Origin of the sequence: Streptococcus sp. HMSC065H07 (assembly GCF_001837325.1) — a bacterium.
Taxonomy (GTDB): domain Bacteria; phylum Bacillota; class Bacilli; order Lactobacillales; family Streptococcaceae; genus Streptococcus; species Streptococcus salivarius_H.
On the sequence record NZ_KV832051.1, the window covers coordinates 37,647 to 41,549 of the forward strand.

1 protein-coding gene and 1 pseudogene are annotated in these 3,903 nt (G+C 38.3%); both read right to left on the bottom strand.

All coding sequences use genetic code 11. The features are described from left to right. Positions 1–311, bottom strand: a pseudogene (locus HMPREF2637_RS10155) (glucosyl transferase); the annotation flags it as partial. A 303-nt stretch (positions 312–614) separates the two neighbouring features. Next, positions 615–3,707, bottom strand: coding sequence for a hypothetical protein (locus HMPREF2637_RS10160; RefSeq protein ID WP_070840170.1), 3,093 nt, complete (start codon positions 3,705–3,707; stop codon positions 615–617). Positions 3,708–3,903: the final 196 nt, after the last annotated feature.

A 3,903-nucleotide genomic window follows, 5' to 3' on the forward strand; every position in this document is an offset into this window, starting at 1 on the left:
TCACTGGCAGTTTCAGAACTTGCTGTAGAAGTTGTGGCTTGTTCTGAGACATTTGTAGTGCTTTCAGTGCTGGCTGCCTTTTCAGTAGTAGCAGGTGCTTCGACAACCTTAGTTTCGACGAGGTCTGATGTCGTTTCTACATTGGCAGTGGTAGTAGCAGTCACATCAAGGTTTGATGCGTTGTCGGCTTTAGCTTCCTCAGCGAAGGCAGGTCTTGCGATAAAGGCAAAACTTGCAAGAGCAGTTGCACATGAGAATGCAATCAGACGTTTTGTGGACTTTTGTCCAGTAAAATTAGAATGTACTTTCATAATTTTTCCTCCATTTCCTAAGTCCTATTATAGCGCTATTTTAGAGACTTTCAAGGAAATATAAGAAATTTAGACAAAAATAAGAAAACGATTACATAAAAAAGCGAGTGAATGGCCAATGTCACAATTTTAGCAGTCACAAGAGTTTAAAAACACAAAAAAATCCAGGACCTGAGCCCTGGATTTTAGGAGATTATGAAAAAGAAAAGTTTTAGGATAGTTGTAGTATACAAAGCGATTCCTAAAGTTTTCTTAAAGTGGAAGATGGAATTACTTTTTCATAATGATTACTGTTCACTTACATTAATTGAGGAGTTTTCCATTTCCCTCAGCATCAAAATGGTAGGTCTTACCTTCGATAGTGAGGGTAGTGTTCTCAGTACGTGCACCACTGTTAGGATCATAATAATGAAGTTTATCATTTACAGTGACAAGTTCCCCTTTAGCTTGTTTTCCATCTCTATGGAAATAGACATGAGTCCCATCAATAGTTTGTTCACCGGTTAGTGCATACCAATTAGGTCCAAAGTAATACCAGTTACCATTAACCTCTTTATATTGATTTTTTATAGCAGTAGCTGTTTCCTTATCAAAGTAATAGATATGGCTACCATTAGGAATAAGTGATGGGAAATAGTCTTCAGTCAAGCCATTCGCCCTAACCCTACCATCAGCATATTTATTTGTCGGAGCATCAAACATATAAAGTTCTCCGTTGATAATGTGAAGCCCTAATGGGACGTGACCAGAAGCGGTAATGTAATATCTATTACCATTTTTGGCCTTAACGAATTGAGGCCCTTTGACTTCCTTATTATTCAAATCGTAGAATGAAGAGTAGCCATAAGGATATAGAAATTCTTCTCTAGCAAGGTGGGGATCTGCACCGCCCGTAAAGGTATACTCTTTACCATTGATAGTTCGAACTCCCCCTTCTCTAAGTCTTTTGCCTTTAGCATCAACATAATAAGTCTTTCCATTCAAATCGACAAATTGTTCCTTAAGGCGGGCACCACTATCTTTATCGTAAAATGAATCGTTTTCAGCAAAGTTTCCTTTAACCTGCTTACCAGTACTATCGAAGTAGACCTCGACACCATCAATGACTTGTTCACCAGTAAGGCGTTTGCCGTCATTACCAATATAATACCAATTATTGTTTATGTTTTGATAATGATTTTGTCCTAAGTCTACTCGGTCTCCTGAATTTTTACTGTAATAGTAGCCATCCGAAGCGAAGTCGCCCTTAATCTGTTTACCGTCTTGGTCAAAGAAAACATTATGACCATCAACGACATGGGCACCTTTAAGAGGAGTACCTTTAGCACCGATTCTATACCAATTGTTATTGAAGTTAACATAACGATTGGTTACTTGTACTCCTGAATTTTCATCATAGTACGCTCCATTTTCAGCAAAGTTCCCTTTAACTTGCTTGCCATCTTTATCAAAGTAAAAATTGTTGCCATTAATGACTTGTTCACCTTTTACAATTTTACCTTCGTTATTAAGATAGTACCAGTTACCGTTCACTTGAACAAACTGATTGTTGCCAAGATTAACGCGTGCTCCAGAATCTTTATCATAATAGAAACCGTCATCTGCGAAAATCCCTTTAGCTTGAACCCCATCTTTGTCAAAGAATACGGTTACGCCATTAATGACTTGCTCTCCTTTAAGAGCTTTAGAGTCTGAACCGATATAGAACCATTTATCTTTATTTTCAAGGGTATTATATGAGTTACTCTGGTCATTGATTTGAACATAACGATTAGTAACAGGTTCCCCTGTAATTGCATCATAAAAAAGTCCATTAGGTGCGAAATTTCCCTTAACTTGGATACCGTATTCACCGAAGTTGAGATGCTTACCATTAATAATTTGTTCTCCCTTAATTGTATTGCCTTCGTTATCGAGGTAATAAATAAGGGTTCCTGATGGTTGCTCTAAGGAGACAAAGCTATTTTTGACGAGTGCTCCAGTGTCTTTATCATAATAATAACCATCGTAGCCAAAGTCTCCTTTTGCTTGGTGTCCTCTATAGTTAAAGTAGACACGAACGCCGTCAATAACTTGTGGACCTGTTACCACTTTTCCGTCTGCCCCAAGATAATACCAATGGGTCTCTAGAGTTGGAGCCATAGAGCCGTTCGATTCGTAGCGTGTTAATTGAATATAACGGTTTGTCACGAGCTCGCCAGTATCCTTGTCATAGAATTGGCCGTCAGAATTAAAATCCCCTTTAATTTGATATCCGTAATAAGGGGTAAAGTAAACTTTCACACCATCAATGACTTGTTCACCTTTAAGTATCTTTCCATCTTCATCAACATAGAACCAATGGTTATCGATGAACACGTAGTGTTTTTTCCCTAGATCAACTAAATTACCATCTTGATCATAGAAACGCCCATTGTCAGCAACGCTATTACGCACCTGTGCTCCATCATACTTATCGAAATAGACAGATTTTCCATTGATGATTTGTTCACCTTTTAATTTGTCGCCATTTTTATCAACATAGAAAGGATAGATAGTGTTGTTATAGTTGTATTTAGTGCTAAAAACATAGCTATCTGTTACAAGGTTACCATCTTTATCGTAGAAGTGTTCATTGCTAGCAAATCCGTCTCGAACTTGAAGGCCGTTGTAATCATTGAAATAAACTTGTTTTCCTTGAATGGTTTGTGCGCCTTTTAATGTTTCACCATTTTTATCAACATAGTAAACACCACCAAGATGATTAATATAACGATCCGTTACAAGAGCACCAGAATCTGCATCATAGTATTGTTTATTTTTTGAAAAGTTTCCCTTGACTTGTATGCCATTTTCATCGAAATAAACGTTGACCCCATCGATTTTTTGTGCACCAGTTAGGTTCTTACCACTAGCATCCTTATAATACCAGTTACCAAGGCTATCACTATAATATTGACCACCGGTAACATTGGTTTCACTATTGGTATCTGCGGTTGCTGATGCAGCCTCACTGGCAGCCCGGTCTGTAGTTACAGCTTCGCGTGTTTGGCCTGAGGCCGATTCTGCAGGTGCTTGACTTTCGCTTGCAGTTGTTGAAGCTGTTTCACTGGCAGTTTCAGAACTTGCTGTAGAAGTTGAGGCTTGTTCTGAGACATTTGTGGTGTTTTCTGTGCTAGCCACATTTTCAGTAGTAACAGGTGCTTCGACAACCTTTGTTTCGACGAGGTCTGCGGTAGTTTCTACATTGGCAGTGGTAGCAGCAGTCGTATCAAGGTTAGATGCATTGTCAGCCTTAGCTTCCTCAGCGAAGGCAGGTTTTGCGATAAAGGCAAAACTTGCAAGAGCAGTTGCACATGAGAATGCAATCAGACGTTTTGTGGACTTTTGTCCAGTAAAATTAGAATGTACTTTCATAATTTTTCCTCCATTTCCTAAGTCCTATTATAGCGCTATTTTAGAGACTTTCAAGGAAATATAAGAAATTTTGATAAAAATAAGAAAACGATTACATTGTGATGCGAGTGAGAGAGGGAATGATTTTAGTTGCTACAGACTTTTCTAAAAACAAAAAAATCCGGCTCTATAATTTCTGTAGTGGGTAAAACTACTG